Origin of the sequence: Legionella wadsworthii DSM 21896 = ATCC 33877 (assembly GCF_000701265.1) — a bacterium.
Lineage (GTDB): Bacteria > Pseudomonadota > Gammaproteobacteria > Legionellales > Legionellaceae > Legionella > Legionella wadsworthii.
This window is the reverse complement of the sequence record NZ_JNIA01000025.1, coordinates 12468-38534: the sequence shown is the minus strand read 5'-3', so window position 1 is coordinate 38534 and position 26067 is coordinate 12468. Positions and strand designations below refer to the sequence as shown.

The following is a 26067-nucleotide window of genomic DNA, read 5'->3' as shown; positions in this document are numbered from 1 at the left end:
CGTGCGTATGGGTTCATTCCAAGAGGGAAAAAATGCATCATCTACGCGTATTTTTCGCCATACTCTTTCCAGAAAAAACACAGGATCAACTTTCCAATTGGGTTGCGACGTTAAAAAAAACAGCATTATCTGAATACATTCGTTGGATCCCGGAAGAAAAAATGCATATTACCTTGCAATTTATCGGCGCTTTGCCAGAAGAGCAGTTGCTTTCTGTGGAAGCTCAAACAAAAATTGCGATAGAGAAGTTACCTGCGTTCCAGTTGCAGTTTTGTCATTTGGAATGGTTTCCGAACTTTCGGCATCCCAAAATACTGTCATGTTTTGTCCAACCTCAGTCCGAATTAAAAAATATGTCCGAGCTAATTGGAGAAGCTCTGACCACTTTAAATATTCCCATCGAAGCGCGTCCCTTTCGAGGACATTTGACCATTGGACGTTTGATGCGACGAGGAACACCTGGTATCATCTTGGATGAAATCAATTTGGTTGCTATACCCCCAATTACAATTAGTAACATTTATCTCTTACAAAGTAAGCCAGAAAAGGGCGGTCAAAATTATAAACCGTTGGCCGAATTGACATTGGCTGGAACCCGTTTACAAATGAAAGGAGGCAAGAACAGCCTCTAGTTATCCATAGACGCGTAACAAATATTCCATGACTGTACGTAAAGCCATTGCTTCACCGCCTTCAGGTTTTCCAGGTTTACTTTGTTCATTCCAAGCCATAATGTCAAAATGAACCCAAGGTGTTGTATTGCAAATAAATCGCTGGAGAAATAATGCTGCGATAATTGCTCCGCCATAAGGGTAATCACTGCAATTTGTCATATCCGCAATACCTGATCGTAAATATTTTTCATATGGGGAGAATAAGGGCAAACGCCACACGGGATCATCGGTTTGATAAGATGCATCGATGATTCCCTCTGCCAACAATTCATTATTGGCAAAAAATGCCGATATTTCCGCCCCTACCGAAACTCGGGCTGCGGAGGTTAAAGTGGCAAAATCAATCAGCAAATCAGGGTCTTCTTCACATGCTTTTACTAAAGCATCTGCTAAGATCAATCGTCCTTCTGCGTCCGTGTTATCAATTTCTATGCTTAAACCATTGCGCATCCTTAGAACATCCCCAGGTCTAAAAGCATCGGGTCCTATAGCGTTTTCTACAGCGGGAATTAATAAATGTAATCGAACAGGTAAGTTTCGACTCATAATCCATTGCGCGAGCCCTATTGCATGGGCTGCACCAGCCATGTCCTTTTTCATGATGCGCATGCTAAAAGCGGATTTAATATTCAGACCACCCGTATCAAAACAAACTCCTTTACCCACAAGAGAAAGCAGAGGATTTTTTTTCTCGCCCCAAGTCAAAGAAAGTAAACGCGGTTTTGATTTTGCAGCGCAACCCACGGCATAGATGGCAGGAAAATTAGCATCCAAAAGTTCTTCTCCAACCCATTGCTCAAATTTACCTTGATATTCATCAGCTAAGGACTGAACGATATGAGTCATTTCCTGGGGGCCCATGTCGCCAGCAGGTTGGTTAATGAGATCCCGAACAAAGAATAATGTTTGAACAGTATGAATCAAATCGGAATAAATTAGCGGGTCAATAACCAGAATGCGAGGGATTTCAGAGCTTTTTCTATATTTTTCAAATTGGTATTGTGCTAAAGCCCAAAAGGATAGCGCTTCTTGGGCACCGCAGTTTTGAAGTTGGTAAATATGAGGAGGCAACAAGAGTGCTGCATGAGCTATAGCTAATGAATCTTGTTCGTCTCCTCTACCTATAAAAGCTTTTTCTAAAAAACCTTCCACATTATAAAACAAACAACAGTCACCCAATGCTCCATTAAAATGGCTTTGACTCAGATAATTGCATTCTATTGGCGTAAATCCCGATCTTTGTTCTTCCATTTGTTTCGGAGACATTAAATAAAGGGGAATAGATTTAACGTTTTCTATGATATAGAAGAATTCAGCTCGCATTGTTTGTCCGAGTAAAACAGGGGGTATTGATATTTAATTATCCATTCAGATTTGAAATTTGTCAAAAATGGGCAATTATAGGCCAATTGACACTATGATTTGTATTGAAATTTGGAACAACACACCAATTCAATGAATCAATCAGAAAAGCAACCCGGAATCCATTTTGCTGTACCCAGGTTACTTTATATCATCACTATTGAGCAGGAGGCTGTTTATTTAAAATTTGATAAAGCCCAATTAATTCAGCTTCACCAATAACATGCCCCGTCATCCCATTCAACAATAAATCTCGTGTGGTACCTTCACCAAACGTGAGTACCGTATCAAGGGCATATAATTTAAAATGGTAACTATGAGCGAGTCCCAAAGGAGGACAAGGCCCGCGGTATCCCAAACCACCCCAACTGTTTTGTGCATTTGCAGCACCCTGAGGCACGGGACTTCCAGCCCCCAACTCCTTTACCGTAGGGGGTATATTAAATAAAATCCAGTGGGTCCAGACACCTTCCGTCGCATCAGGATCATCAACAACCAACGCCAGTGATTGGGTATTTGGTGGAATATTGTTCCATTCTAAAGGAGGAGATTGATCTGCTCCTTTACAAGTATATTGATCGGGTATCAATGCGTTCATTTTAAAAGCTGAGCTTTCCAAGCTGAATTTATTTGCAAAAGAATTGCAGCAAAAGAGCGAAATCATCATGCCTGCAAGTAGAGAATTTTTTATCATGATTATTGTACCCCCTGGTAACTTATAAACGGTAATAAATTGATTATAGGAAATGCTCCTATCCATGTAAAAGAGATACTGGAATGTTTAGTGATGGATGTTTACCTGGGTAATTTGGATTCAGCACGCTATAATCTAGACAGAAAAAAAGCTTTAAAAGAATTTAAAGGTTTAAAGATAATCTCCACTTCAATCCTGGAAATTGAATTAAAATCCTATAGCTGAGATTGTCTATAAAATGGGAGCATGAAATGGCAATAGATTGTATTATAGATTCAATCGTAGCAAAGTCAGAAAAGTCATCTATTGTTTTTGAAGACGAGCAATTTATCGCATTCTTGGATACTCGGCCTCTTTTTCCGGGTCATACTTTATTAGCGCCAAAAATACATTTTAAAACATTATATGATGTGCCTCACTCCCTTATTCCTCCTCTTTTTTTTCTGACGCAAAAGATAGGAAAGGCCGTGGAAAAAGCAATGAATGCATCCGGAAGCTTTATTGCGATGAATAATACGATTAGCCAAAGTATTCCTCACCTCCACATCCATATTGTTCCCAGGAATAAGCAGGATGGACTTAAAGGATTTTTTTGGCCTCGCACACGTTATGAAAATGAAGGACATATGCTTGAAGTACAAGAAAAAATTAGATATCAATTAACCCAAAACTAATTTATTTTATTATTGTTGTCAGTTTCTATCTTATTGACGAGGTCATGGTGTACTATGGAGCAGTTTTCGTTTTATAGAGACAGCCGTGCGTTTTTTTTCACTCATATTACTAGGATGGTTTATTATGGCCACTAACTTACCAGCAGAGCCGATGCATCATGACAGTGCATATGATTTTTCCTTTCATACTTTAAAAGGGCATGAGTCTTTGCCCCTGTCTTCCTTTAAGGGGAAGGTGTTAATGATAGTCAATACCGCATCAAAATGTGGCTTTACCCCCCAATATGCCCACTTGGAAAAATTATACGAACAATATAAAGATCGCGGTTTGGTGATACTGGGTGTTCCTTCAAATGATTTCGGTGGTCAAGAGCCTGGGAATGAACAGGAAATTGCTCATTTTTGCCAGGTTAATTATGGGGTTACTTTTCCAATGGCTGCTAAAGAAGTTGTTTCTGGAAAAAATGCACATCCCTTTTATCTCTGGGCAAAACAACAATTAGGATTTGGTACCGCACCAAAATGGAATTTTCATAAATACCTGATAAACCGTAAAGGAGAACTCATTGATTATTTTTATTCAACGACGTCCCCTGAAGCAGGACGGTTGGTCAAAGTGGTAGAAAAAGCACTCAATGAAGAAGAATAACCTCCTAAGGGGGGTGGACCTACCTTTGGGGCACAAGCGCTTCTGGCAATGAAAAGTGCACGAATCTAGAGGTACCAGCATAGGTAGGAACGGCATAAAATTATCGATTTTTGATGAAACTAATTTTTAAGCCGCATCATAGCCACCCGCAACGGCATGATACACTTGAATCATACTGTCCAATAATTGGGCCTTTGCTTGAATTAAATTTAATTTACTTTGATCAAGATTAACCTTGGCATTCATTGCATTACGGTAATCTTTTGCTCCTGATTTATATTGATTGAAGGCAATAGAATAGGCGTTGCGTGCTGCTGCATATCCCCTTTGAAATTGTAAATAGGATAGATAGTTTTTCTGTTCACTCGTCAGGGCGTTATCCACATCTGCGAATGCTGCATGAAGGGCTTCAAGATAATTATAATAAGTTGCTTTGAATCCAGCCTTAGCTGCTTTAATCTTTTGATAGGCGCTGGCATTTAAAATTTTAGTAGAAGCAGCTGCTTGAGCTATCCAAAGGTTCGTACTTAATTTAAGGAGGTTGGTTAAATCGACGGAAGCCCCACCAAGCAACCCACTCAATGAAATTGAGGGGAAAAACGCAGAATAAGCCACCCCTATCTGAGCCTGAGCTACCTTCAAGTTATTTAAAGCAATCATGATATCGGGTCGATTTTTTAAAACAGATGAGGGTAAAACTCTCGGTATCATACGATTTAGATTTAAGGAAAGTAAGGAACGATGAGTTGCGATGCCTCCAGGATTTTGGTTCAATAAAAGATGTATGGTGTTCTCACTTTGTGCAATGACATTTTCAATTAGAGGAACCGTGGCTTCTTCCTGGGCTATTTGTTGATCCAAGTTGTTGGTGGTTTCTATATTGCTTGCTCCTTTTTTAAAGCGGATGAATTCAAGATGACGAAGTTTTTTCAAATCCGCGATCAGATTTTTTTGAACCAATAATTGTTCTCGTTGGCTTAAGAGCATGAAATATGCTCCTGTCATTTGTCCGATAATACTTAATTTTACGGACTGGGCTTGGGCTTTTTCTATAACTAAGGATGCTTTGGCTGATTTCACATTAGAAATGTTATTTAAAATATTAACGGTGTAGCTCGGAACAAACCCCGCATTGTATCCTCTGAACCTCAAAGAAGAAACATTTGAAAAAAAAGTAGTATTCGCTAATTGTCCTTGCGGTGTGATGTGGGTATTCCAGGTCCTTCCTGCAAAACCATTCGCAGAGGCATCAAGAGTGGGTATCCAGGCATATTGGGCAGCTTTCAATTGCGCTTGAGCTTGATCAATGGTGGCATAGGCACTGCGGATGGTATTATTGCAGGCAAGAGCTTGGGAAACAAGGGCATTGAGTTCTGGATCTTGGAGCCTTTTCCACCATGCGAGTCGGCTTAAGTCATCCAGGCTATTAATGTACTTAACCCCACTACGTGTTTGCTGGGGATAACTCACCTTTTCATGAATAATACAATTTTTGCAACATCCCCCAATACATAGGGCAAATAGATTTAGCAAAATAATTTTTAATTTCATCATGGGTGCCCATTTAAAATAAATATAAATTAGTCGAGTTTTGTTTTAAATATTTTTCCAGTCAAAATAATCAGAATAAAAGCAATTAATAAAATAGGTAAAATATTGGGAACAATTTGGCTTAGTGTATTTCCTTTGAGTAATATTCCACGAGCAATTCGAGTAAAATAAGTCATTGGCAGACAATATCCAATTAATTGGGCCCACGAAGGCATTCCATAAAAAGAGAATATATAACCTGACAAAAACATGGACGGTAATTGGTAGAAGACGCTCAGTTGCATGGCCTGCATCGGCTTGCGCGCGAGGGTGGAAAAAATCATCCCCACCATCAAATTAGCAATAAGAAAGGGTGCTGCGGCTATATAAAGCAACAAAATACTCCCTTCAGTAGGAATATGAATAAGAACTTTTCCAAAAATCAAAATACTTGTGAGCTGTACATAACCTAAGACAATGTAAGGGATTACTTTTCCAAGAATGATCTCGAGGGGCTTCAATGGCGTGCTAAGTAGCATTTCCATAGTACCCGATTCTTTTTCTGAAGTAATGGCCGTTGAGGTGAGCATCACTAAAGTTAAAGTCAGTAATACGCCAATTAGTCCAGGAACAATATTATAAGAGCTGATGTTCGATTCATTATACAATCGATGGATCGTCAAATTAATTCCTCGGCTCTTTGCGGCAGTCGAAGGGGATCCTAAGCCTTGCTTATTGAAAGAATTTAAACTTTGATTGAGGATGGGCAGGGCATTGCTCAGCGCACTGGCACTACTTCCTGGATCAGACCCATCGATTTCCACCAATAACTGAGGGTTTTCTTTACGAATGTATTTACGAGTAAAATCAGGTGGAATCGTAAACGCAAAGCTTATTTTACCATTGGCAAAATCTTCGTTTTTTTGATTTTCTGAATAATCCTCATGGATCACTTTAAAATATCCAGAGGCTTCAAGTGAGCTGATATAATTTCGAGTTAATGGGGAATTATCATAACTAATTATGGTCGTAGGCAAATGTTTGGGGTCAAATTCAATAGCAAACCCAAAAAGAACTAATAACATGATAGGTAAGATAACCAACATGGCAATTGTGCCACGGTCCCTGCCAATCAGAATAAATTCTTTATGGATTAATCCGCTAAGACGCGCTAAGGATATTCTTTGTTTTTTATGGGTTTTCATCGCATTAACCCAATAAAAACTTCTTCAAAAGAGGGTGTCTTTTCTTTGAAAGAAAGATTAGGATTTTCTTGAACCATTCGATGTAATAGCTCATGATCCCGTGATGAAACGCGCAATTCATTGTTTACAATTGAGGCCAAAATCTTTGGGTAAGCATGTTGTATTTTTTCAATAACAGAAATTTGTTCTTTTCTATCAACTTGTACTATATAGGTTATGACCTTGGATTCAGGGATTAAATCATTTGTAGTTCCTATATATAACAATTTCCCTAGATTGATATAGGCGAGATCGGTGCACTTTTCAGCCTCATCCATATAATGGGTGGTGACTAGAATTGTCGTGCCATCACGGGAAGAAATTCTGTGTAAGTAATCCCAAAATTCTTTGCGGGCTTTAGGATCCACTCCAGCGGTGGGTTCATCCAGAAATAGTAGCTGAGGTTTATGAAGTAAACTGCAGGCCAAAGCCAAACGTTGCTTCCATCCACCGGATAAATTACCTGCTTGGATTTTCCTATAATCTTCCAACCCCAGATCATCAATCATGTCTTCTATCGCGCTTTCCGGATTATTGACTTGAAAAATATCTGCCGTAAAACGCAAGTTCTCATATACTGTCAGACCCGTATAAAAACTAAATTTCTGAGGCATATAACCAATATGTTTTTTTATTTCATCGCTTTGGGTACGTATATCATATCCAAGACAGTTTCCTTTCCCGTCCGTCGGTGTTAATAGACCGCAAATCATTCGGATGGTGGTGGTTTTACCACTTCCGTTAGAGCCAAGAAAGCCAAAAATGGATCCCTTTTCAACTTGCAGGCTGATATGATCTACAGCAACTTTTTCATCAAATTTTTTGGTTAAATCTGTAACATCAATGGCTAGATCACGCATCAAGCTAATTCCAAAGTAACAGGTTGCCCAAGATGTATTTTTTCGACATCAGGCGCGTCAATTTTTACTTCAATCCTAAATACTAGCCGCTGGCGCTCCTCACGAGAATAAATAATAGGAGGTGTATATTCCGCAATATTAGAAATATAATTAATATGACCCTGCGTAAAATCTTCATTTGCCGCAGTCTTTATTTTAACTTGTTGGTTGAGGCGCAATTGGGATAGTTTTATTTCAGGAACAAAAAATACCGCTTTAATATTATCGCGGGTAACTAGGGAAAGCACTGGGGCTCCTGCCTGGACAAATTCACCTTTTGTATAATATGTATCAAATACTATCCCAGATTGTGGTGCAAAATTTTCCTTGCGAGTCATTTGCCATTTTTTGTCATTGGTTGTTACTTCATTGTTTTTAATTTTGACATCGATTGCATTAAGCTGTTCTTTCGAAATATTCAAATCTCTTCGAGCTGCATCAAGATCATTTTGACTTGCCGCATTTTGTTTCTGCATTCCTGAAATACGTCGGTAATTAATTTCGTTATAGCGGAGTTGTGTCAGAATTTGTTCTCTTTGGGCCAACAAATCTTTTTGATTTAGATTACTTATCGCAACATCGTACTGTTCACTGGTTTGCTCGAGCTTGAATAAAAATTGTTTTTTTGTAACTAACTGTCCTCTTAGAACTGCTAAATCGGTCAGGCGTCCACTATAATCCGCAGACAAATAAACCAAATCCGTATCAATATATCCACTAAAATATTTATTTTCTTTTCCGCAGGCGGTGAGCAGTAACAGAGCTATTCCAACAATCAGTAATCTATGCATTTCCAACCCATCCTGAGCTAATTACTTGAGAAACATCCGCTTTTAATGATTAGCAGTAAATGGGTATATTAAGCCCAAGCACCCAGTGTGTCAAAAAAGGAAATGAATTGAATGGCTCAGGATTTAACTTGGCAGCCTTAGGATAAATCATTGACCTTAGGGCAGTAACATGCTACACAACAACGCAATTTAAAATCTGCTTTATTTATAAAACAAAGGAGTATCAAATGAATTTTAAATCGTTGTTTTGTGTTACCATCGCAGCATCTTCTTTGATGACTCAATCCGTTTTTGCTGTCCAAAAAACGATAAGTTTTAAAAATGAGAGAGGCTCAATTTTAGAACTCAATATTCAATCCGATAATAAAATAGAAGGCTTTTTTACTACTGCAGTTGCATCCAAAACCTGTCCACAAGCAATCAATCAAAAAAGACCGATTATAGGATATATGGTAGGCAATGCGATCTCCTTCAGTGTGGTATATCCCATGTGTGAATCAGTGCTGAGTGTCAGTGGTCATTTTGATAAAGATCAGCAAGCGATTGACACCATTTCCATCCTCAATAAACAAGCAGATAATATTACTCGCGAAGGTCCTGGGGCACGATTTATAGGACATGACTCTTATAAAAAAGTGGGCTAACTGGCAGGGATAAAAAACCAGTCAAATTTTAATTAAATCGGAGTTTAATCTATGTTTTATACGATCAATTATCTTCGACTTTATGCGCTCTTTTTATTAATTATTTTTGACTGGCATTATTTTTTTAACTTATGTTATGAAAAAGGCAGGGGCCTGTCCATGGTGTTCGTGTCTTTTTATTTCAATGCGCCCTGTATCTATTGGGCTACTTTCGCCATCTGCGCCACCTTTATTCTTTTGTTTATCCTTTCCGAACTGTTGCGGCTTTTTTTTATTTTTGTCCTCCGAAAAAAACGGCTCGGTTTGGCTGCCAACATACTCATTGTCGCTTCAGTAGCATGGCTGCTACATCTTATAAAATTGTTTTCTCTCACTACATAATCATCTTAAAGGGAAACCGGGGTGACATTGCGACATAATTTTTGTAACTCATGAAATAATTTGTCTTTTGTTTCGGTGATGCCCAAGACTAAAAAGATTTGTGCCAAGTAATAGAGCAGCATAATAACAATGGCCATCAACTTGTTGTTCGGCAGTACAAATAAAGATAATGCTAAAATAAAATCAGAGAGCAAGAAAAGGCAAGCACCAAAACGAACCACCATGGAATATTGTTTGACCTGGAAAGCACAAAATACCATGGATGTAAGTAGGAGCAAATAAACTATTACTGGTATTCTCATATCTCCTAAATAGGGCCATAAACAAAAAAGACTGATGCTCACGAAGATTAAAACAGGTAAAAAGGAATATAAATTTTGAATTTTAAAGACTATTTTTCTTAAGAAAATAACAATGTAAAAACAATGGGTTAACATGAAAGCTAAAATTCCCAGATGCAATGATATCTTTGTTGGAAGCGTTAACAAAATGTCACCAATCAGGGAAAAACCTAATGCCACAAGCAAAAGGATATGTATCCGTTTATCGAAATCTATTTGCCATGTGAATCGCATCAACAAAGCGATAGGAATAGGTTTAATAATTGTTGTCAGAGGATATTGAATAAATGGAAGTAACAAAAGATACAAGATGATGCAAAGCAAAACACATGGCATGGTGATTTTATAAGGCTGTCCTAGCATTTGTAATCCTAATTTATTTAAAATAAATGAATCTCATAGTATACATTTTCGCAATAATTTCACTCATTTTTTTGGTAAATGTGACATTTTATGGTTTAATAACGAGCTTATTGTGTTTAATGGTACCTAACTATGAAAAAAATAGTCTTTCTTCTTCTTCTTATCTCCTGTCTATTCTCGGTGGTGCATGCCAGTAAACTGAGTAAATTTTTCAAAGATCTGGATAAGGAAGATCGAGCGCGTCAAGAACGGGAATGGCAACAAGATATGAACTTTGGAGATTTTTCATTTCGGCTGGACAGACGCTATTCGGATGACCATGGACAACGCTGTCGAGATTATAAATTTAGATCGCGCAGTAATCCATTCCGCCATGGATATTATACAGTTTGTGACGAGCGCTAAACTATTATTGGATTCATCATTCAACCAGTGAGAATGGAGAAATCCATTCTATACTCTACAATAAACATCATATAGACCAAAATTTGCTGCACGAGGTATGTCAATAAAAGGATGCATGATGAATAAGTCTATGATGACACTAGTCCTATGGGTATTTACTTCCTGTAATTATGCGAATATTGCCAATGATATTTTATTGAGCAGGACAACAGAACAAAAGATGCTCATTTTAAGCGGCATCATTAATGCAGCTGGTGAGCCCTGTAGTCCGATAGAATCATTCTATCAAGGCGTGGATCGCCAGGATGCTGCTTATTGGAATGTATTTTGTTCTAATGGAAAAGCTTTTGTCATTCAAATAGCTAATGATGAGGCGGCCACGAAAACAATTATTCCATGTAATGCAATGAAATCCCTGGGCGCCCAGTGTTTCAAACGTTTTGGATTTTAAAGAAATAACCGCTTTATTTTTATTAGGATAAATAGTTACTGGTATTGAATGAGCGCTGGCTTTATACTCGATAAAGAGATATAAAGGAGATATACCCTAAGGAAGAAAAGGATTTTAAATGGAGCAAACCATAGAGCATCGAGTTGTGCATCTCATTGCAAGGACACAAGATATTTCCCCAGAAGAAATTGATTTAGATCAATCTATAGATCAGGTAGTCCCCCGTTCTTTGGATTTGGTCAATTTATATTTTGATTTAGAAGATGAATTTGATCTTGATATGCGTAACGAAATCAACAAGGCTCAAACCATCCGTGAAATCGCCTTGGATATTCGAGAATTAATTTCTAAAAAAAATTAGAATCGCCATACCTAATTAAACCCATAATTGGTTCCAAAGAGAACCCTTTAAGCACCTTCTTTTATTTCTTTATTTATTGTTATTGTTAAAAATTAAATTTAGAATGCCTTTTTTGGATTAGGAGTGAACAAGAATGGCATCGGTACTGGAGAGTTTTGGTATAAAAAAAAATTTATCCGCTACATCAATTCCTCAATTGGGTATCAGCAGTGATTTAAATCGACTTCAATTAGACTCTCAAATCTTTTTTACTCTCAAGAAAGAGGCACAAGCAGACGACAATCAACTCGCCATTGAGGTTAAAAGAGGCCAAAATTTTCAAATCAGTAATACACATCATATCCGTTTTTTAAATCAAAGCGTCCAGCTCTTTAAAGAAAAATCCACGCAACTTAAAAGTATTGATACAAAAATCCTGGGATGTATCGCCTTTGGTGTCACAGCAACAGCTTTGTCTTTTTTACCTGTTATAGGTTTTATCGGATGGATAGGTTGGGCAGCTGCAGCTTATTTTATCAATAAACGAGCCACTGCTTATACAGACTACCATGAATCATTAACACTTTTGGTGGCTGTATGTAACTGGAGTCTTGGTGAAAAACGTGAAATTCGCAAAGAGAGGGCACGAGATTTAACTAAAAATGAGGCCATACGGGAAATGATGGCCCAGCTTTATCCAGTACTTACTGAAGCTCAAGTAAGACATTTGATTGCCAATGATGTTGAAGATGTCTTTGCCAATGAATTAATTGACTATGAAAATAAGTACAATTTAGGTTTTGAGCCAGGACGTTTCTTTTCTAAAGAAGACAACAAAATTGCTTTAAGTAAAAAAGGTGCTGAATTTAGTCGTTGCATTTACGGTTTTAATAAAGGCGGCGCCACTGATTTTCTTGATGCAATTATCACTGTTCTTCCTGATGTATACCGAGCAATTGCCCATGGAATTCAACGTTTAAAATATTGGCTACAAGAATCAACTCATTCCGAAAAAGAAGTAGAAATTCCCTCAGATCCTTCAGTAAAGGCAACGATGAAATAAATTTTTTAGTATTTTAGCCAGTATGTCCTGGAAGTACACCCTGGTTGCTTGCAACCAGGATCAATTACTTTTCGCTAAATGAACCAACAACACGCGCAAGCTCAGCACCTAGACGCGCATTATTTTTAATTAATGCGATGTTAGCATGTAAACTTTTGCCTTGCGTGAGATGAGAAATTTCTGACAATAGGAATGGGGTTAATGCTTTCCCTGATATGTGATTTTGTTCTGCCTTTTGCAGGGCATTCGTTATGGCTGGTTCAATCACTTCCATGGGAATATTGAATTCTGTTGGAATAGGATTTGTGATGAGAATGCCAGAAGATGTATCCAATTGCCAATGAGCATTTAACAGTGACGCAAGGGAAGGTACATCTTCGACCCAATTGGATAAAGAATAGTTTGTCACATCAGTATAAAATGCAGGCAATACCTGAGTGCGATATCCTATCACCGGTATGCTTAAAGTTTCTAAAAACTCTAAAGTACGGGGCAGATCCAGGATTGCTTTAGCACCTGCACAAATCACAGCAACAGGAGTCCTTGCGATTTCAATTAAATCAGCAGAAATATCTTGTGCTTCACCACGATGGACACCACCAATGCCGCCTGTGGCAAATAATTGAATTCCTGCTTTTGCAGCACAAAACAAGGTTGCAGCAACCGTAGTTCCAGCTGAGTATTTGTTGGTGACAATGAATGGTAAATCACGTCGGCTGGCTTTCAATACATCTTTATTACAGGCAAATTGTCTTAATTCATCGGCGGTTAAACCAATTTTTATTCTTCCATTGATGACAGCAATGGTAGCCGGTATTACCTCATATTCCCGAATAATATCTTCCACAGCCTTAGCTGTTTCATAATTATGGGGATAAGGCATTCCATGAGAAATAAGGGTGGATTCCAAGGCCAAAATAGGTTTTTTATGATCCAGTGCGTCTTTTACTTCGGGTGAATAATCAAAAAATGGATTCATGGTTCGGTTCTCTTAATTCAGATTTGGATATAATATTTTTAATGGCTTCGAGATTTATTTTATCGTGTACAGTATGAGTCGATTGTAATGTTAAAGCTGCCATAGCTGCCCCTGTTTGGCATGCATTTTCAATGGATGAACCCTTTTGCAATTCAAAAAGAATTCCTGCAATAAAAGCATCCCCAGCGCCACTCACGTCCAGTATGGGATCAACATCAAAAGCAGGAACATGTTTTTTTATTCTTTCATTAATGAGTACATAGCCGTGTTTTCCCAAACTGATCACGCAATTTTTAACTCCTTTATCTAATAATAATTGGCCCGCTTTCATGCAATCTGCTAAGGAACGTATAGGAATTTGGGCTAAAGCTTCTGCCTCTAAACGATCTGGCTTTATTAAAAAAATAGACTCAAGACAGGGAGGGAGTTTCCTCGCTTTGGCAACCGATACGGGATCAATACAAAGCTTCATATTTTCCGTACGTGCTTTTTGTAACGCTTGCTCGATGATGACTTGGGGTAAATTGGTATCCAGGAAAACAAGCTCATTTTGATTCCACTCATGCCAAGATTGGGTAAACTGATCGGCAGGCACATGATCAAAAATTTCCATATCGGCCAGGGCAAGAAACAATTCCCCATTCTGATTGAGAATCACATCATATTGGGCAGTGGATTTGTTCGGTAAGGTAAAAATATTCTGGGTATGAATACCGAACTTTTTTAAATCAGCCTTAACTTTAAATCCATAATTATCAGGACCCACTACACTATATAGGTGCACATTACTTGTTAGTAAAGAAAGATTTTTAGCCACATTATGGGCAACACCGCCGAAAGTATAGGTTGAGGAAACCGGATTGGAAGTAGCCAAGTGTAAGGAATATGAAGGGGTTATTTTCCGATCTACGGTGATGCCCCCAATACAAATAATTTTATTCATTAGTCCTTTAAAAAATTAGAAAGATTCCAAAAACTGTATGCTATTATTTTTTATTCTCAGTTTCAAATGAAAAGGAAAAGCATGGGACTTTTAGTGGATGGCCAATGGCATGATGTTTGGTATGATACTTCAAAATCTGGTGGCGCTTTCAAACGAGAACCGACCCAGTTTCATACAGCAATAAGTAGTGAACCAAATGCTCGTTTTCCTGCAGAGAAGGGGCGTTATCATTTGTATGTATCTCTTGCCTGTCCTTGGGCGCATCGTACCTTGATTTTCAGAAAAATAAAAAAATTAGAAGATTACATCGATATTTCTATCGTACACCCTCACATGCTAGAAAATGGATGGGAATTTAAAAAGGGTATGGGTGCCACAGGTGATTTACTTTATGGATTAGATTATTTATATGAACTGTATACAAAGGCAGATAATCAATACAATGGCAGAGTCACAGTACCGGTTTTATGGGATAAAAAAGAAAAAACGATTGTGAATAATGAATCAGCAGAAATTATCCGTCAAATGAATCAAGCGTTTAACCATTTGACAGGGGATGAACAGGATTTTTATCCAGAAACGCTCCGTACTGAAATTGATGCATTAAATGATCGTATTTATCATGCGATTAATAATGGAGTATATCGTTGTGGTTTTGCGACCACACAGGAAGCTTATGAAGAAGCTTACATTCAATTATTTCTCTTGCTGGACGAGCTGGATGAGCGTTTGCGTCACCAAAATTACTTAATGGGAGAACAAATAACTGAAACAGACTGGCGTTTGTTTACCAGTTTGATTCGATTTGATGCAGTGTATTACAGTCATTTCAAAACCAACCAGCAGCGAATAAGCGATTATAAATCACTCCAGCCTTATTTAGAAAAATTGTATTCTTATCCTGGAGTGCAAGAGACAGTGAACTTTTTACATATTAAGCAACATTATTATTTTAGTCATAAAAAGATTAATCCAACCCAAATTGTACCTTTAGGGCCTAAACTAAATTTTAAATAAAAATAAAACCAGAAAAAGTCACATAGGAATGCAGGCAACAGTATTCTTATGTTTCTTTGTTTTGGGAGCGCCACTCGCATACTTCAAATCCATCTACTATGTTTTTAGTGGATTCAAATATTTGATAGGATTCAATTGGTTTTACAATGTGCTTCGCTATCTGCACAGTATCTACATCAGCATGTTTTTGCATGTGTCCTGCAATATCAATGACTCTATCGCTAAATTCTTCTAGAGGAGTGGATAAATCATAGTAAACGAATCCGCTATTGATTCCGCAACGAATATGAAAATCCCTTTTCATCATTTTAATGGATTTATTAAAATCTGGGAGGCTTAAAATAATATCTTTTGCAGCTGCGATGGCCTGCTGGGTAGTGTTAAAACAAGCCATTACCCCATCAGGAGTCCAAGCTGCTTTGATATACCCATTTTCTTTAAATTTGTTGGTAATGAAATCGTGGTATTGGTTGAAATCATGTTCTACGATGACTGGTTCTTCCCCGAGTTTCATGTTCGTTGAATCCACGACGTCAATTGCTAAAAATGAGAGATCTCTACCGGTTTTTTCAAGTTCTTTTTTCAATTGCGCAAACTCTTTTAGTAATTCTTGTCTGGTTTTTTCTTTATTTTTACCTGAGTCTTCTATAGTTTCCTCCATTTTTCTGACTAAAGTTTGCTGTTGTGCGGTCATTGGTTTACTTTCGAACTCTCTCAAGCTGGCTCTCATTTTCGCTTTTTGCAGTGAAAAAATAAAATTGGAAAGGGTAGCTGAGATAAACAATAAAATAATAACGGAAATCAATGCCCACAGATCCCAGCCTGCAATTTTAGTCGGTATAAAATATTTGACACCGGTATGAATGCCTTTGGCCAAATCAAGAAATGGATGTAAGAAAGGATAGGAGGATAAGTGGCTTATATAAGGAGAAAGCGCTCCAAAAATAACCGTAAAGATTAAAAACCAAACGGCAAATTTTAAAATCTTTAAGATAAAAAGAATTAGAAGATAAACTGTATTCATCTCTTTTACCCAGTTGAATTTATTTGAAGTATAGCTTATTTTTTATCCAAATTTGGGCGCGTGATGAGAACCCCTAACAAAAATAGATGAAAAGAAGGTGATGAAATCCTTCTTCATCTTTAACTGAGCTGCTCATCCTTGCGGTTTCATCGATGGGAGCTATTCGATTTTTACTTTCCTTTTTATGTCTTTTTTAACCCAATTAATCAGCCCGCCTTCAATCAGTAATTCTATTTGTCTCTTGGATAAAGATTGTACTACTTCTATGTCTTTGTCATTTATCTTAATTTTGAAGGATTCATTGTCTAAAATTGTGGGTAGGCTTTTAATGATCACCATATCGCCCATGCTGATTAGATCATAATCATTAGGATCTTTAAATACTAAAGGCAAAATGCCAAAATTAATCAGATTTTGCCAGTGGATGCGAGCAAAGCTTTTTGCAATGACAACCCGTAATCCTAAAAAACGAGGGGCTAATGCAGCATGTTCCCGACTCGATCCCTGTCCATAATTTTCTCCTCCGACTATCACATGTCCTTCCTTTTGACTTTTAGCACGCGTTGCATACCCTTGGTCGACAAGGCTAAAAGTAAATTCACTGATTTTAGGAATATTACTTCGGTATGGAAGAACCTTGGCACCCGCTGGTGAAATTTCGTCTGTTGAAATATTGTCTTCTACTTTGAGCAAAATGGGAATTTCCAAAGAGTTGGGCATTGGTTCAAATTCTGGCAAAGTAACAATATTGGCACCTTTGGCCAGTTTAATTTTTTTCGCTTCCTTTAAAGGCAGGGGCTCCTCCAGGCATGCACGGTTAATAATTCGTTTTTTGGGTATTTTTATTTGAGGATAGGGGATTTCCAAGGTGGTTGGATCCGTTATTACTCCCGTCACTGCTGAAGCTGCAGCAGTTTCTGGACTACAAAGAAAGACTTTATCTTCTTTGGTCCCGGAGCGGCCAGGAAAATTTCTAGGTACGGTGCGTAAACTGTTTTTTTCTGTGGCAGGTGCTTGTCCCATGCCGATACATCCATTGCAGCCGGCTTGATGTATTCGCGCTCCTGCATGAATGAGGTTGCCTAAATATCCTTCCTGGACTAATTCTTCCAAGATAGTTCGAGAAGTGGGGTTCACATCGAATGAAACATCGGCATGGACAGTTTGGCCTTTGACAATTTCAGCTGCAATTGCAAAATCCCGATAACCTGGGTTCGCTGAAGATCCGATATATGCTTGATATATTTTTTCACCGGCAATTTCTGAGACAGGAACGACGTTGCCAGGGCTTGTCGGCTTTGCAATTAAAGGTACCAATTGAGATAAGTTAATTTCGACATGTTCATCAAAAGAGGCTTTTTTATCCGCTTTTAATTCTAACCAGTCTTGTTCTCTGCCTTCGCTTTTTAAAAAATTTTTAGTTATGTCATCCGAAGGAAAAACAGTGGTAGTTGCTCCTAATTCTGCGCCCATATTCGCAATTACATGCCGGTCCATGGCGCTCAAATGTTTTAATCCTTCCCCATAATATTCTAAGACATAGCCTACACCGCCTTTGACATCGTATCGGCGAAGCATTTCCAGAATAACGTCTTTGGCACTAACCCATTCTGGTAAAGAACCTGATAAATGAATTCCCATGACTTTCGGCATTTTGATATACAAAGGATAACCCGCAATAGCCATTGCTACTTCCAATCCACCAGATCCAATGGCAATCATTCCTAAAGATCCTGCCGCGCAGGTATGACTATCGGAGCCGGTTAATGTTTTCCCGGGTTTACCAAAATATTGCATATGAACTGCATGGCTTATACCGTTTCCAGGTCTACTGAAATAAAAACCAAAGCGTCGTGCAGCACTTGCCAAAAACAAATGATCCTCAGGATTTTTATTATCTGCTTGAATCAGGTTGTGATCGACATACTGAACAGAAATTTCAGCTTGGGTACGTTCCAGACCGATTGCTTCCAGTTCTAACATCACAAGGGTTCCGGTGGCATCCTGACATAATGTTTGATCTATTTTTAAGGCAATTTCTTTGCCAGGCTCCATGTTACCTTCAAGTAGATGTGCTTTGATTATTTTTTCAGTCACATTCATTGCTATTTCCTCCGTGAGAACAGCTTTTTAAAATATAGCACAGGCTGTCAAAGACACTTTGATACAAAAAATTGGGTTACTTGCGTAAAAAATCTTTTTGTCATGTTGAGTGCCTGGGTGTGTTGCTCATTGAATTGGTTAAACTTTGAGGCATTAAAAAGGATAGACTAAACTTATTTGAACCATCCTTTTTGGAGAATTTGGGATGAACTACGTTGATCGCTATCAAGCAGGCCGTGTACTAGCAGACTCTTTAAAGAAATACGCGAAGCAAGCTGATGTGATTGTATTGGCACTTCCCCGTGGAGGAGTTCCTGTAGCGTATGAAATTGCAAATAGATTGTCTTTCCCGCTAGATATTTTCATTGTGCGCAAGCTGGGAGTTCCTGGACATGAAGAATTAGCAATGGGTGCTATTGCTTCAGGAGGAATTACTGTCCTTAATGAAGATATAGTGAATACCTTAAATATTCAAAAATCAGCGATCGCCAAAATTAAGAAATCGGAGCAAGAGGAGTTATCCCGGCGTGAAGAAGTATACCGCGGTAAAAGAGCTTTTCCTAAATTGTCAGGAAAAACAGTAATCCTTGTGGATGATGGGATTGCTACAGGATATACCATGCGGGCTGCGATCGCCGCTTTAAAACAAAAAACTCCAGCAAAGTTAGTTGTTGCAGTTCCAGTAGCTGCGCGTTCAACTTGCGATGAAATTGCCCCCTTAGTTGATGAGCTCATTTGCCCGATGCGTCCGGCTAATTTTTATGCAGTTGGTTTATGGTACAATAATTTTTTACAGACATCTGACGAGGAAGTCATGCAATTACTACAAAAAAAATAACAATATAAGTCTCTTACCATCTATTTTGCAGATTAAGAAACCTATTCAAATTTCTTATTGTATTTTTTTGATTAAAGTAATAAACATTCAATTTGTGATAAGAAAACGGGACTGACATGTATGATTTAAAAGATAAAATTATATTAGTTACAGGGGCTTCAAGCGGTATAGGTCAAGCTTGTGCTCGGTTGTGTGCAGCGCATGGCGCGCAGCTGATTTTAAGTGCTCGCAGAATAGGGCGTCTGGAAGATTTGGCAAAAGAATTGAACCAAAATTATGGGACAAAGCATTTTATTTTGCCTTTAGATGTATGTAACCAGGAGCAAGTTAAAAAACAATTAGATTCTTTACCCCCAGGTTGGCAGCCGATAGATATTTTGATAAATAATGCAGGATTGGCCTTAGATACTTTACCATTACAAAAAGGGATTGAAGCGCACTGGGATATCATGATTGACACAAATATCAAAGGTTTGCTTTATGTCAGTCGTGCCGTATTACCGGGTATGTTGGAGCGGGGTAGAGGCCACGTAGTTAACATCAGTTCTGTGGCGGGGCATGAATGTTATCCCAATGGAAACGTTTATTGTGCAACAAAACATGCTGTACATGCACTTTCTAAATCCATGCGATTGGATATGCTTGGTAGCCCGATACGTGTCACTGAAATTGCCCCAGGGGCAGTAGAAACAGAGTTTAGTGAAGTACGATGGAATGACCAACAAAAAGCAAAGGAATTTTATAAAGATTTCCAACCTTTATCTGCAGAAGATGTTGCAGATGCAATTGTGTTTTGTATTACTCGTCCTCAGCATATGGATATTGAAGAAATGACAATAATGCCTACGGTACAAGCTTCAGCGAATCATCTGTTTAGGGAAAATAAAAAGTAAAGTTTGCGCAAAATGAAATGATGAAGCTTCTTCTGGTCTATTCTTAAAATTAGGTGATGACTCTTCCTGACTGAACCATTTAATTGACTTCAGTTAAGGGGGTTGAGTTGAAGAGTGGTGTGCAAGCCTGCTTGACCAGGAAGCCTAAAGCTCTCCATAGACCTCCGCCGTGAAAAATAGAAACGGGCTCAGGTACGGGAAGTCATTGCCTGTACCCCTTCCAAAATTAAAATTAATCATTTTGATTAAAAATTGAGCATGTAGTATACTTAACCTACAGTGATTAGATTGCAATAAGAGCCAGGAGGCTATTATGAAGAAACTAATTATTTCTGTGGTTTTAAGTATCCCATTTTTACTGACTGGGTTACCAGCGTTTTCGGCGCCACCCCCAGGTGTTGAGAATCCTACTGTTAGAACCGATTCTTCAGCAGTGAATAAAAATATTTCAAAAACAACCAATTATGCTTATTGGCATCGTTGGCATCATAACCATTATAACCGTTGGCATCGTTGGCACCACCGGAACCATTGGAATCGATGGCATCATTGGCGTCATTGGCACCGCTACTAATCTTTCAGCACTTATTCATGTCAAGAAATAGGGATATTATTATGAACAGATTAACATTGGGTTTAATGGGTTTGGGCACCATACTTTTAGTCACTGGCTGTGCTACGGAACGAGTATATTATACTCCCAGTACCACTGCCTATACGACCACTTATGCTGCTGCCCCAGCCGTCACCAAGACTTACTATTATACTCCTGCATACAGTAGTCCAGATTATGTTTATACTGCCAGCTACCATACCAGCCCCTATTGGGATATAGATTATTATAATGATTCTGATGCGTATTATTATGGTTATAATGATTTAGGAGATGTAGGTTATTGGGGTATGTATAATACTTATCAAGTTTATTAATCGAAGCGCTTGGAATCCTAAGCCCTTTTTGCGTAAGATCCTCGTGGTAAATCCATGAGGATCTAATCATTTGTACCGACAATGGAATGATTATCCACCTGTTTTTTCTATTCCATAGATTTCTCTTATTCTTTAGCGCGAGCTACATACTCTCCTTTACGTGTATCTACTTTAATTAATTCCCCAGTTTGTACAAATAATGGAACACGAACAACAGCCCCTGTTTCTAAAGTCGCAGGTTTGCCGCCGCCTCCAGAGGTATCCCCTTTTAATCCTGGGTCAGTTTCAGTAATCGCTAAAATGACAAAATTCGGGGGGGTGACTTGAATGGGTTCATTATTCCACAGGGTCACGATGCATATGTCTTGTTCTTTTAACCATTGTGCTGCATCAGCAAGAACTTCTTGGCTAATTGCATATTGTTCAAAATTATCTTGAACCATAAAATGCCATTGTTCCCCGTCGTTATAAAGATACTGCATTTCCATATCAACAACATCCGCTGAGGGTAAAGATTCATTGGATTTGAATGTTCGCTCTACCACACGGCCTGTTTTTAAATTACGAATTTTAATTCGGGTAAATGCTTGTCCTTTTCCTGGTTTAACAAATTCACAATCAAGAATAGTACAGGGGGCGTCATCAACCATTACCTTCAAACCATTTTTAAATTCATTAGTACTATAAATTGCCATTAGTGCTCCACAGTTGAGATTTTTCTGGGTTTTAGTTAAAGTTCGTACAGTTTATCAAGTCTGTGTAATTAATGCGAGATACGTCTTTAAGTTGGCAAAAAAATTTGGCGCAAGGTTTTACTTCTGTTAGGGAATTATTGAACTTTCTGGAGTTACCCTTGTCAGTAGGGAATGGAAATGCAGAAAAGCAATTTCCAAGCCGTATCCCTTTAGGTTTTGCCAAGCGGATGCAAAAAAGAAACCCTAATGATCCTCTTTTACTTCAAGTGTTGGCTACGGGCCTGGAATTAGATGAAAGAGAAGAATATAGCCAGGATCCTTTGGATGAACGAAGTAACAATCCCGTTCCAGGGTTGATTCATAAATACCATGGCCGAGTTTTAGTAACTTTAACAGGAGTCTGTGCGGTAAACTGTCGTTTTTGTTTCCGCAGGCACTTCCCTTACCACGACAATAATTCTGGGCGTAATGGATTTAAAACAATTTGCAACTATCTCAGGAAAGATCAGCAAATCACTGAGGTGATTTTAAGTGGTGGAGATCCTTTGATGGCATCCAATGTGGTGTTTGCTGATTTAATAAACCAATTGGAAGAAATTCCGCACCTTCACACGTTGCGTATCCATACCCGAATTCCTGTGGTTTTTCCTGAGCGAATAGATGATGGCATTCTTGGAATTTTAAAAAACACACGCTTGAATAAAGTAGTCGTATTGCATTGTAACCATGCCCAAGAGCTGGATGAATCAGTACAAGAAGCTGTAAATAATTTAAAGCAGACAGGATGTCATTTATTGAATCAGTCAGTATTATTGGCCGGCATCAATGACGATCCGCAAATATTAGCCAATTTAAGTCAGCAGTTATTTGCCTATGGCGTGTTACCTTATTATTTACATTGCTTGGATAAAGTAAAAGGCGCGGCTCATTTTGATTTGTCTTTAAACCGAATCAAAACCATTTATGGACAATTACAAAAAATATTACCGGGTTATTTATTACCTCGTCTCGCATGTGAAGAACCTGGAAAATTGAGCAAAACCTTATTAATTTAAATAGGGAAGGGTTTGGCTTACTCACCAATAAGATGCTTTTATATCCTAAAAAGAGAATAAAGAATGAATAAATTACCTTTATTATGTGCTGGAGATTTTATAGAAATCATTGCGCCCTCATCTCGAAGTACAGACAGTCAATTATATGGATTGAAGGATTTATTGGAATCCTGGGGATTAAATTGTATTGTTCAAGAAGATATTTTTAGTAAGGATTTACTCTGTGCGAACACGGATGAGATGCGTTTTCAGCATCTAAAAAATGCCTTGCTTAATCCACAATCAAAAGCAGTCATTTGTGTACGTGGTGGATATGGCGCGACACGCCTCATTCCAAGATTGATGAACATGCATCGACCCAAAGAGAATAAAATTTTTATCGGTCTTAGTGATATTACTTGTTTGCATCTCTATTTTCAGAAGCACTGGGGATGGCCTACAATTCATGGTGCTGCTGCACCTGATAAATTTTCTCATGAGTCCATTTCAGCTGTAAAGGCGCTTTTATTTGATAACAAACCCGTTCAATATACAGATTTAATTCCTCTGAATAAGTCAGCTAAAGCAGAAGGCTTAATAAAATCTGCAATTACAGGCGGTAACTTAGCATTGATACAGGCGGGAATTGGCACATGTTGGCAAATAGAAAGTCGAAATAAAATTATTTTACTCGAGGAAATTGGTGAGCGAGGATACCGCGTGGATCGCATGCTGGAGCATTTAAGTCAAGCGAATCTTTTGGCCCACGCAGCAGCAATCCTTTTAGGTGATTTTTTAGAAGGTACTGAACCCAATGGGACTTCTCTAATAGATCCTGTGCTACAGCGATTTGCAGACAGCATTCAGGTTCCAGTACTAAGAATTAAGGGAATAGGCCATGGTTACATCAATTTTCCAATTCCTTTGGGTACGGAAAGCCATCTACAACTGGGTCAAAATGCTCAATTAACGTGTTATCGCTCATTAAAGATTTGATCAAATAGAGCGATAAAGACTGTTAATAATCAATACGCTGCTCCTCATCTTGATAAATCTTTATTAGTTTTTCCTGGGCACAAGTATTTCCCTGGGTTACTGGTTTATAGTTGCCATCACTTTGCATCTCCCAAGTATTGCAGTTGTCTTTTAGATAAAGCTTGATAATTTCTTGTTTGATCCGCTTTTTACAGTTTTCATCAAGTATAGGAAACATGATTTCAATACGGTGATACAAATTTCTTTCCATTAAATCGGCACTCGAACAAAAATAATACTCTTCTTCACGAATACGGAAATAGAATACACGATGATGTTCCAAGAACCGCCCAATATAAGAAAGTACCCGTATGTTATCCGAGATCCCGGGTATTCCTGGTTTAAGGCAGCAGACCCCCCGAATCAATAAATTAATTTTAACTCCAGCTTGTGATGCCCTATATAGGGCTTGGATTATTGTTTTATCTGCTAAACCATTAGCTTTAAGCAGTATTTCGGTATCTTCTTTTTTCAATGCCGCTGCTGTGCATAATTCAATGTAATGCAGTAAGGTTTTTTGTAAAGTAAAGGGCGAGTGACTGAGCGCTTTTAGTTTGACCACTTTACCTAAACCGGTTAATTGTTGAAAAATAATTTGAATATCCGAGGTAATGGTCGCTTCACAAGTTAACAAACCTAAGTCTGTATATCGTTTTGCCGTATACTCATGATAGTTTCCTGTACTTAAATGAACATACCGCTTAAGTTTCCCGTGTGCGCGGCGAACCACCAGAGTCATTTTGGCATGGGTTTTATAACCAACCACTCCATAAAGCACTAGAATTCCTGCCGCGTGTAAGCGATTGGCCAATTTCAAATTGGATTCTTCATCGAATCGCGCCCTTAATTCAATGACCGCGGTAACTTCCTTGCCTGAATGAGCCGCATCAACCAAAGCATCAACCATCACGGATTGTGAGCGCGTTCGATATAAAGTCTGGCTAATTGCCAGGACATTCGGATCACTTGCTGCTTGCCTTACAAAATCAATGACTACATCAAAACTTTGATAGGGATGATGTAGGAGGATGTCTTGTTCATCAATGACATTGAATAAATTACGCTCTGATTTCGAAAATATAGGATACTGGGCTGTAAATACCGGGTAATTCAAGTCAGGCCGATCAATGCTATTTATGGCAGTTAAATTGCGTTGAATGTTAACAGGTCCATCACAATAATAAGTATCTTCATGGCGAAGATGATATTTTTGTAATAAAAAATCAACTATGTTTTCTGGACAGTTTTTCTCAATTTCAAGACGCACAACATGGCCATAATGCCTTGAGAAAATCTCTCTTTGTACGGCTTTAGCTAAATCGTCAATTTCCTCTTCTCGCAAAAATAAATCACTATTACGTGTGAGTCTGAAAGAATAGCAGCCGCTTATCTCCATTCCTGGAAACAAACTATTTACATGGGTGGTAATAATCGAGGAGAGGTGTACAAAATAATGTGCGTCACCACATAATTCAGAAGGTAAATGGATGACTCTTGGAATCGATCGGGGTGCATGGACTACAGCATAATTAATTTTTCGATCAAAGGCATCTTTACCGCTTAATGAAATAATAAAATTAAGACTCTTATTAATAAGTTGCGGTAATGGGTGTGCCAAGTCAAGAGCAATGGGACTGATTACCGGCTGAATTTCATGTTTAAAATAATGTTTTGCCCACAAATGAATGTCATCAGTCCACTGATCCCTGTCTAGGAAGAAAATATTTTCTTTTGCCAAAGCAGGCAAAAGCTGCTTATTAAATATTGAGTAAAGTTGATCAATGAGTTTATGCGTTTTTTGACTGATAAGACTAAAAACTTCATCAGGACGTAAACCATCAATGGTTAATTTGCCTGGGGACATGGCAATCTTCTCTTTAAGACCAGCTACCCTTATTTCAAAAAATTCATCGAGGTTACTGCTGCAAATGCTAAGAAAACGCATTCTTTCCAGCAAAGGGACACGCTCATCATTCGCTAACATAAGAACTCTCTGATTAAATGCAATAATCGAAAATTCTCGATTGATATAATATTCTGGATTATCCAATACCGTTTCCAAGGGGATCTC

Annotated in this window: 28 protein-coding genes; 15 read left to right on the top strand and 13 right to left on the bottom strand. The window is 38.3% G+C overall.

The genetic code is table 11. The annotated features are described in order from the left end of the window. The first annotated feature begins 32 nt into the window (after positions 1-32). A complete protein-coding gene (gene thpR / locus BU07_RS0104765) occupies positions 33-632 on the top strand; it encodes an RNA 2',3'-cyclic phosphodiesterase (RefSeq protein WP_051635467.1) in 600 nt (199 codons plus the stop codon). Here the strand turns inward: thpR and BU07_RS0104760 are convergent, their stop codons facing one another. Beyond that, positions 633-1997: a leucyl aminopeptidase family protein gene (locus tag BU07_RS0104760; protein WP_031563957.1), complete on the bottom strand. Its 1365-nt coding sequence runs from the start codon at positions 1995-1997 to the stop codon at positions 633-635. A 196-nt stretch (positions 1998-2193) separates the two neighbouring features. Beyond that, positions 2194-2730 carry a YbhB/YbcL family Raf kinase inhibitor-like protein gene (locus BU07_RS0104755; RefSeq protein ID WP_031563956.1) on the bottom strand — a complete coding sequence of 179 codons (537 nt, stop codon included), beginning with the start codon at positions 2728-2730 and terminating at the stop codon, positions 2194-2196. 251 nt (positions 2731-2981) lie between these two features. On the opposite strand from BU07_RS0104755, the gene BU07_RS0104745 reads away from it, so the two are divergent. After that, the gene (locus BU07_RS0104745) at positions 2982-3404 is read left to right on the top strand and encodes an HIT family protein (protein ID WP_031563955.1); all 423 of its coding nucleotides are present in this window, start codon (positions 2982-2984) and stop codon (positions 3402-3404) included. Positions 3405-3528: 124 nt separating this feature from the next. Next, a complete protein-coding gene (locus BU07_RS0104740; protein ID WP_031563954.1) occupies positions 3529-4053 on the top strand; it encodes a glutathione peroxidase in 525 nt (174 codons plus the stop codon). A 126-nt stretch (positions 4054-4179) separates the two neighbouring features. On the opposite strand, the gene BU07_RS0104735 is transcribed toward BU07_RS0104740, so the two are convergent. The 4 genes from BU07_RS0104735 to BU07_RS0104720 are packed head-to-tail and all read right to left on the bottom strand — an operon-like array spanning position 4180 to position 8517. Further along, positions 4180-5607, bottom strand: coding sequence for a TolC family protein (locus BU07_RS0104735; protein ID WP_031563953.1), 1428 nt, complete (start codon positions 5605-5607; stop codon positions 4180-4182). 26 nt (positions 5608-5633) lie between these two features. Further along, positions 5634-6788 carry an ABC transporter permease gene (locus BU07_RS0104730; protein ID WP_031563952.1) on the bottom strand — a complete coding sequence of 385 codons (1155 nt, stop codon included), beginning with the start codon at positions 6786-6788 and terminating at the stop codon, positions 5634-5636. Beyond that, complete coding sequence (locus BU07_RS0104725; RefSeq protein ID WP_031563951.1) at positions 6785-7687, bottom strand: ABC transporter ATP-binding protein; 903 nt, start codon at positions 7685-7687, stop codon at positions 6785-6787. Before BU07_RS0104725 ends, BU07_RS0104730 begins: the two co-directional genes overlap by 4 nt. Beyond that, positions 7687-8517: an HlyD family secretion protein gene (locus BU07_RS0104720; protein ID WP_031563950.1), complete on the bottom strand. Its 831-nt coding sequence runs from the start codon at positions 8515-8517 to the stop codon at positions 7687-7689. Before BU07_RS0104720 ends, BU07_RS0104725 begins: the two co-directional genes overlap by 1 nt. Positions 8518-8744: 227 nt before the next feature. On the opposite strand from BU07_RS0104720, the gene BU07_RS17180 reads away from it, so the two are divergent. Next, positions 8745-9161, top strand: a complete 417-nt coding sequence (locus BU07_RS17180; protein ID WP_172459795.1) for an avidin/streptavidin family protein — start codon at positions 8745-8747, stop codon at positions 9159-9161. 386 nt (positions 9162-9547) lie between these two features. Here the strand turns inward: BU07_RS17180 and BU07_RS0104705 are convergent, their stop codons facing one another. Beyond that, the gene (locus BU07_RS0104705; protein ID WP_031563947.1) at positions 9548-10246 is read right to left on the bottom strand and encodes a lysoplasmalogenase; all 699 of its coding nucleotides are present in this window, start codon (positions 10244-10246) and stop codon (positions 9548-9550) included. 132 nt (positions 10247-10378) lie between these two features. Between BU07_RS0104705 and BU07_RS0104700 the strand changes: the two genes are divergently transcribed. The 4 genes from BU07_RS0104700 (at position 10379) to BU07_RS0104685 (ending at position 12505) form a co-directional block, all read left to right on the top strand. Continuing rightward, complete coding sequence (locus BU07_RS0104700) at positions 10379-10651, top strand: hypothetical protein (protein WP_031563946.1); 273 nt, start codon at positions 10379-10381, stop codon at positions 10649-10651. 130 nt (positions 10652-10781) lie between these two features. Beyond that, a complete protein-coding gene (locus BU07_RS0104695) occupies positions 10782-11102 on the top strand; it encodes a hypothetical protein (RefSeq protein WP_242601908.1) in 321 nt (106 codons plus the stop codon). 118 nt (positions 11103-11220) lie between these two features. Continuing rightward, positions 11221-11463, top strand: coding sequence for a phosphopantetheine-binding protein (locus BU07_RS0104690; RefSeq protein WP_031563944.1), 243 nt, complete (start codon positions 11221-11223; stop codon positions 11461-11463). A gap of 133 nt (positions 11464-11596) precedes the next feature. Next, on the top strand, positions 11597-12505 hold the full coding sequence (locus tag BU07_RS0104685) for a hypothetical protein (RefSeq protein WP_031563943.1): 909 nt from the start codon (positions 11597-11599) through the stop codon (positions 12503-12505). 64 nt (positions 12506-12569) lie between these two features. Here the strand turns inward: BU07_RS0104685 and BU07_RS0104680 are convergent, their stop codons facing one another. Further along, positions 12570-13484, bottom strand: a complete 915-nt coding sequence (locus tag BU07_RS0104680) for a pseudouridine-5'-phosphate glycosidase (protein WP_031563942.1) — start codon at positions 13482-13484, stop codon at positions 12570-12572. Then, the gene (locus BU07_RS0104675; protein ID WP_031563941.1) at positions 13468-14427 is read right to left on the bottom strand and encodes a carbohydrate kinase family protein; all 960 of its coding nucleotides are present in this window, start codon (positions 14425-14427) and stop codon (positions 13468-13470) included. The genes BU07_RS0104680 and BU07_RS0104675 overlap by 17 nt, the downstream gene beginning before the upstream one ends. Before the next feature lie 81 nt (positions 14428-14508). Here BU07_RS0104675 and BU07_RS0104670 point away from each other — a divergent pair, with 81 nt between their 5' ends. Then, positions 14509-15444, top strand: coding sequence for a glutathione S-transferase family protein (locus tag BU07_RS0104670; protein WP_031563940.1), 936 nt, complete (start codon positions 14509-14511; stop codon positions 15442-15444). A 46-nt stretch (positions 15445-15490) separates the two neighbouring features. Here the strand turns inward: BU07_RS0104670 and BU07_RS0104665 are convergent, their stop codons facing one another. Then, positions 15491-16468 (bottom strand): adenylate/guanylate cyclase domain-containing protein, encoded by a 978-nt coding sequence (locus tag BU07_RS0104665; RefSeq protein WP_031563939.1) that lies wholly within the window; start codon positions 16466-16468, stop codon positions 15491-15493. Positions 16469-16627: 159 nt separating this feature from the next. Beyond that, complete coding sequence (locus tag BU07_RS0104660) at positions 16628-18571, bottom strand: aconitate hydratase (protein WP_031563938.1); 1944 nt, start codon at positions 18569-18571, stop codon at positions 16628-16630. Between the two features lie 205 nt (positions 18572-18776). On the opposite strand from BU07_RS0104660, the gene BU07_RS0104655 reads away from it, so the two are divergent. The 4 genes from BU07_RS0104655 (at position 18777) to BU07_RS0104640 (ending at position 21232) form a co-directional block, all read left to right on the top strand. After that, positions 18777-19409, top strand: coding sequence for a phosphoribosyltransferase (locus BU07_RS0104655; RefSeq protein WP_031563937.1), 633 nt, complete (start codon positions 18777-18779; stop codon positions 19407-19409). Between the two features lie 116 nt (positions 19410-19525). After that, entirely contained in the window at positions 19526-20302 is a 777-nt protein-coding gene (locus BU07_RS0104650; protein WP_031563936.1) for an SDR family NAD(P)-dependent oxidoreductase, read from the top strand. 313 nt (positions 20303-20615) lie between these two features. Further along, complete coding sequence (locus BU07_RS0104645; protein WP_031563935.1) at positions 20616-20876, top strand: hypothetical protein; 261 nt, start codon at positions 20616-20618, stop codon at positions 20874-20876. 41 nt (positions 20877-20917) lie between these two features. Further along, complete coding sequence (locus BU07_RS0104640; protein ID WP_031563934.1) at positions 20918-21232, top strand: hypothetical protein; 315 nt, start codon at positions 20918-20920, stop codon at positions 21230-21232. Between the two features lie 125 nt (positions 21233-21357). Here the strand turns inward: BU07_RS0104640 and efp are convergent, their stop codons facing one another. Next, entirely contained in the window at positions 21358-21927 is a 570-nt protein-coding gene (efp, locus tag BU07_RS0104635; RefSeq protein WP_031563933.1) for an elongation factor P, read from the bottom strand. 71 nt (positions 21928-21998) lie between these two features. Between efp and epmB the strand changes: the two genes are divergently transcribed. Both epmB and BU07_RS0104625 read left to right on the top strand, forming a co-directional pair. Further along, on the top strand, positions 21999-22982 hold the full coding sequence (gene epmB / locus BU07_RS0104630) for an EF-P beta-lysylation protein EpmB (RefSeq protein ID WP_031563932.1): 984 nt from the start codon (positions 21999-22001) through the stop codon (positions 22980-22982). Positions 22983-23045: 63 nt separating this feature from the next. Then, a complete protein-coding gene (locus BU07_RS0104625; RefSeq protein WP_031563931.1) occupies positions 23046-23957 on the top strand; it encodes a S66 peptidase family protein in 912 nt (303 codons plus the stop codon). A gap of 22 nt (positions 23958-23979) precedes the next feature. Here BU07_RS0104625 and ppk1 read toward each other — a convergent pair whose 3' ends face one another. Continuing rightward, positions 23980-26058 carry a polyphosphate kinase 1 gene (gene ppk1 / locus BU07_RS0104620; protein ID WP_172459794.1) on the bottom strand — a complete coding sequence of 693 codons (2079 nt, stop codon included), beginning with the start codon at positions 26056-26058 and terminating at the stop codon, positions 23980-23982. Between the last annotated feature and the right edge of the window lie 9 nt (positions 26059-26067).

Bases quoted from the DNA above. Each gene is read 5' to 3' on its own strand.
- thpR (WP_051635467.1), top strand. From the start codon at position 33: ATGCATCATCTACGCGTATTTTTCGCCATACTCTTTCCAGAAAAAACA.
- BU07_RS0104760 (WP_031563957.1), bottom strand. From the start codon at position 1,997: ATGCGAGCTGAATTCTTCTATATCATAGAAAACGTTAAATCTATTCCC.
- BU07_RS0104755 (WP_031563956.1), bottom strand. From the start codon at position 2,730: ATGATAAAAAATTCTCTACTTGCAGGCATGATGATTTCGCTCTTTTGC.
- BU07_RS0104745 (WP_031563955.1), top strand. From the start codon at position 2,982: ATGGCAATAGATTGTATTATAGATTCAATCGTAGCAAAGTCAGAAAAG.
- BU07_RS0104740 (WP_031563954.1), top strand. From the start codon at position 3,529: ATGGCCACTAACTTACCAGCAGAGCCGATGCATCATGACAGTGCATAT.
- BU07_RS0104735 (WP_031563953.1), bottom strand. From the start codon at position 5,607: ATGATGAAATTAAAAATTATTTTGCTAAATCTATTTGCCCTATGTATT.
- BU07_RS0104730 (WP_031563952.1), bottom strand. From the start codon at position 6,788: ATGAAAACCCATAAAAAACAAAGAATATCCTTAGCGCGTCTTAGCGGA.
- BU07_RS0104725 (WP_031563951.1), bottom strand. From the start codon at position 7,687: ATGCGTGATCTAGCCATTGATGTTACAGATTTAACCAAAAAATTTGAT.
- BU07_RS0104720 (WP_031563950.1), bottom strand. From the start codon at position 8,517: ATGCATAGATTACTGATTGTTGGAATAGCTCTGTTACTGCTCACCGCC.
- BU07_RS17180 (WP_172459795.1), top strand. From the start codon at position 8,745: ATGAATTTTAAATCGTTGTTTTGTGTTACCATCGCAGCATCTTCTTTG.
- BU07_RS0104705 (WP_031563947.1), bottom strand. From the start codon at position 10,246: ATGCTAGGACAGCCTTATAAAATCACCATGCCATGTGTTTTGCTTTGC.
- BU07_RS0104700 (WP_031563946.1), top strand. From the start codon at position 10,379: ATGAAAAAAATAGTCTTTCTTCTTCTTCTTATCTCCTGTCTATTCTCG.
- BU07_RS0104695 (WP_242601908.1), top strand. From the start codon at position 10,782: ATGATGACACTAGTCCTATGGGTATTTACTTCCTGTAATTATGCGAAT.
- BU07_RS0104690 (WP_031563944.1), top strand. From the start codon at position 11,221: ATGGAGCAAACCATAGAGCATCGAGTTGTGCATCTCATTGCAAGGACA.
- BU07_RS0104685 (WP_031563943.1), top strand. From the start codon at position 11,597: ATGGCATCGGTACTGGAGAGTTTTGGTATAAAAAAAAATTTATCCGCT.
- BU07_RS0104680 (WP_031563942.1), bottom strand. From the start codon at position 13,484: ATGAATCCATTTTTTGATTATTCACCCGAAGTAAAAGACGCACTGGAT.
- BU07_RS0104675 (WP_031563941.1), bottom strand. From the start codon at position 14,427: ATGAATAAAATTATTTGTATTGGGGGCATCACCGTAGATCGGAAAATA.
- BU07_RS0104670 (WP_031563940.1), top strand. From the start codon at position 14,509: ATGGGACTTTTAGTGGATGGCCAATGGCATGATGTTTGGTATGATACT.
- BU07_RS0104665 (WP_031563939.1), bottom strand. From the start codon at position 16,468: ATGAATACAGTTTATCTTCTAATTCTTTTTATCTTAAAGATTTTAAAA.
- BU07_RS0104660 (WP_031563938.1), bottom strand. From the start codon at position 18,571: ATGAATGTGACTGAAAAAATAATCAAAGCACATCTACTTGAAGGTAAC.
- BU07_RS0104655 (WP_031563937.1), top strand. From the start codon at position 18,777: ATGAACTACGTTGATCGCTATCAAGCAGGCCGTGTACTAGCAGACTCT.
- BU07_RS0104650 (WP_031563936.1), top strand. From the start codon at position 19,526: ATGTATGATTTAAAAGATAAAATTATATTAGTTACAGGGGCTTCAAGC.
- BU07_RS0104645 (WP_031563935.1), top strand. From the start codon at position 20,616: ATGAAGAAACTAATTATTTCTGTGGTTTTAAGTATCCCATTTTTACTG.
- BU07_RS0104640 (WP_031563934.1), top strand. From the start codon at position 20,918: ATGAACAGATTAACATTGGGTTTAATGGGTTTGGGCACCATACTTTTA.
- efp (WP_031563933.1), bottom strand. From the start codon at position 21,927: ATGGCAATTTATAGTACTAATGAATTTAAAAATGGTTTGAAGGTAATG.
- epmB (WP_031563932.1), top strand. From the start codon at position 21,999: ATGCGAGATACGTCTTTAAGTTGGCAAAAAAATTTGGCGCAAGGTTTT.
- BU07_RS0104625 (WP_031563931.1), top strand. From the start codon at position 23,046: ATGAATAAATTACCTTTATTATGTGCTGGAGATTTTATAGAAATCATT.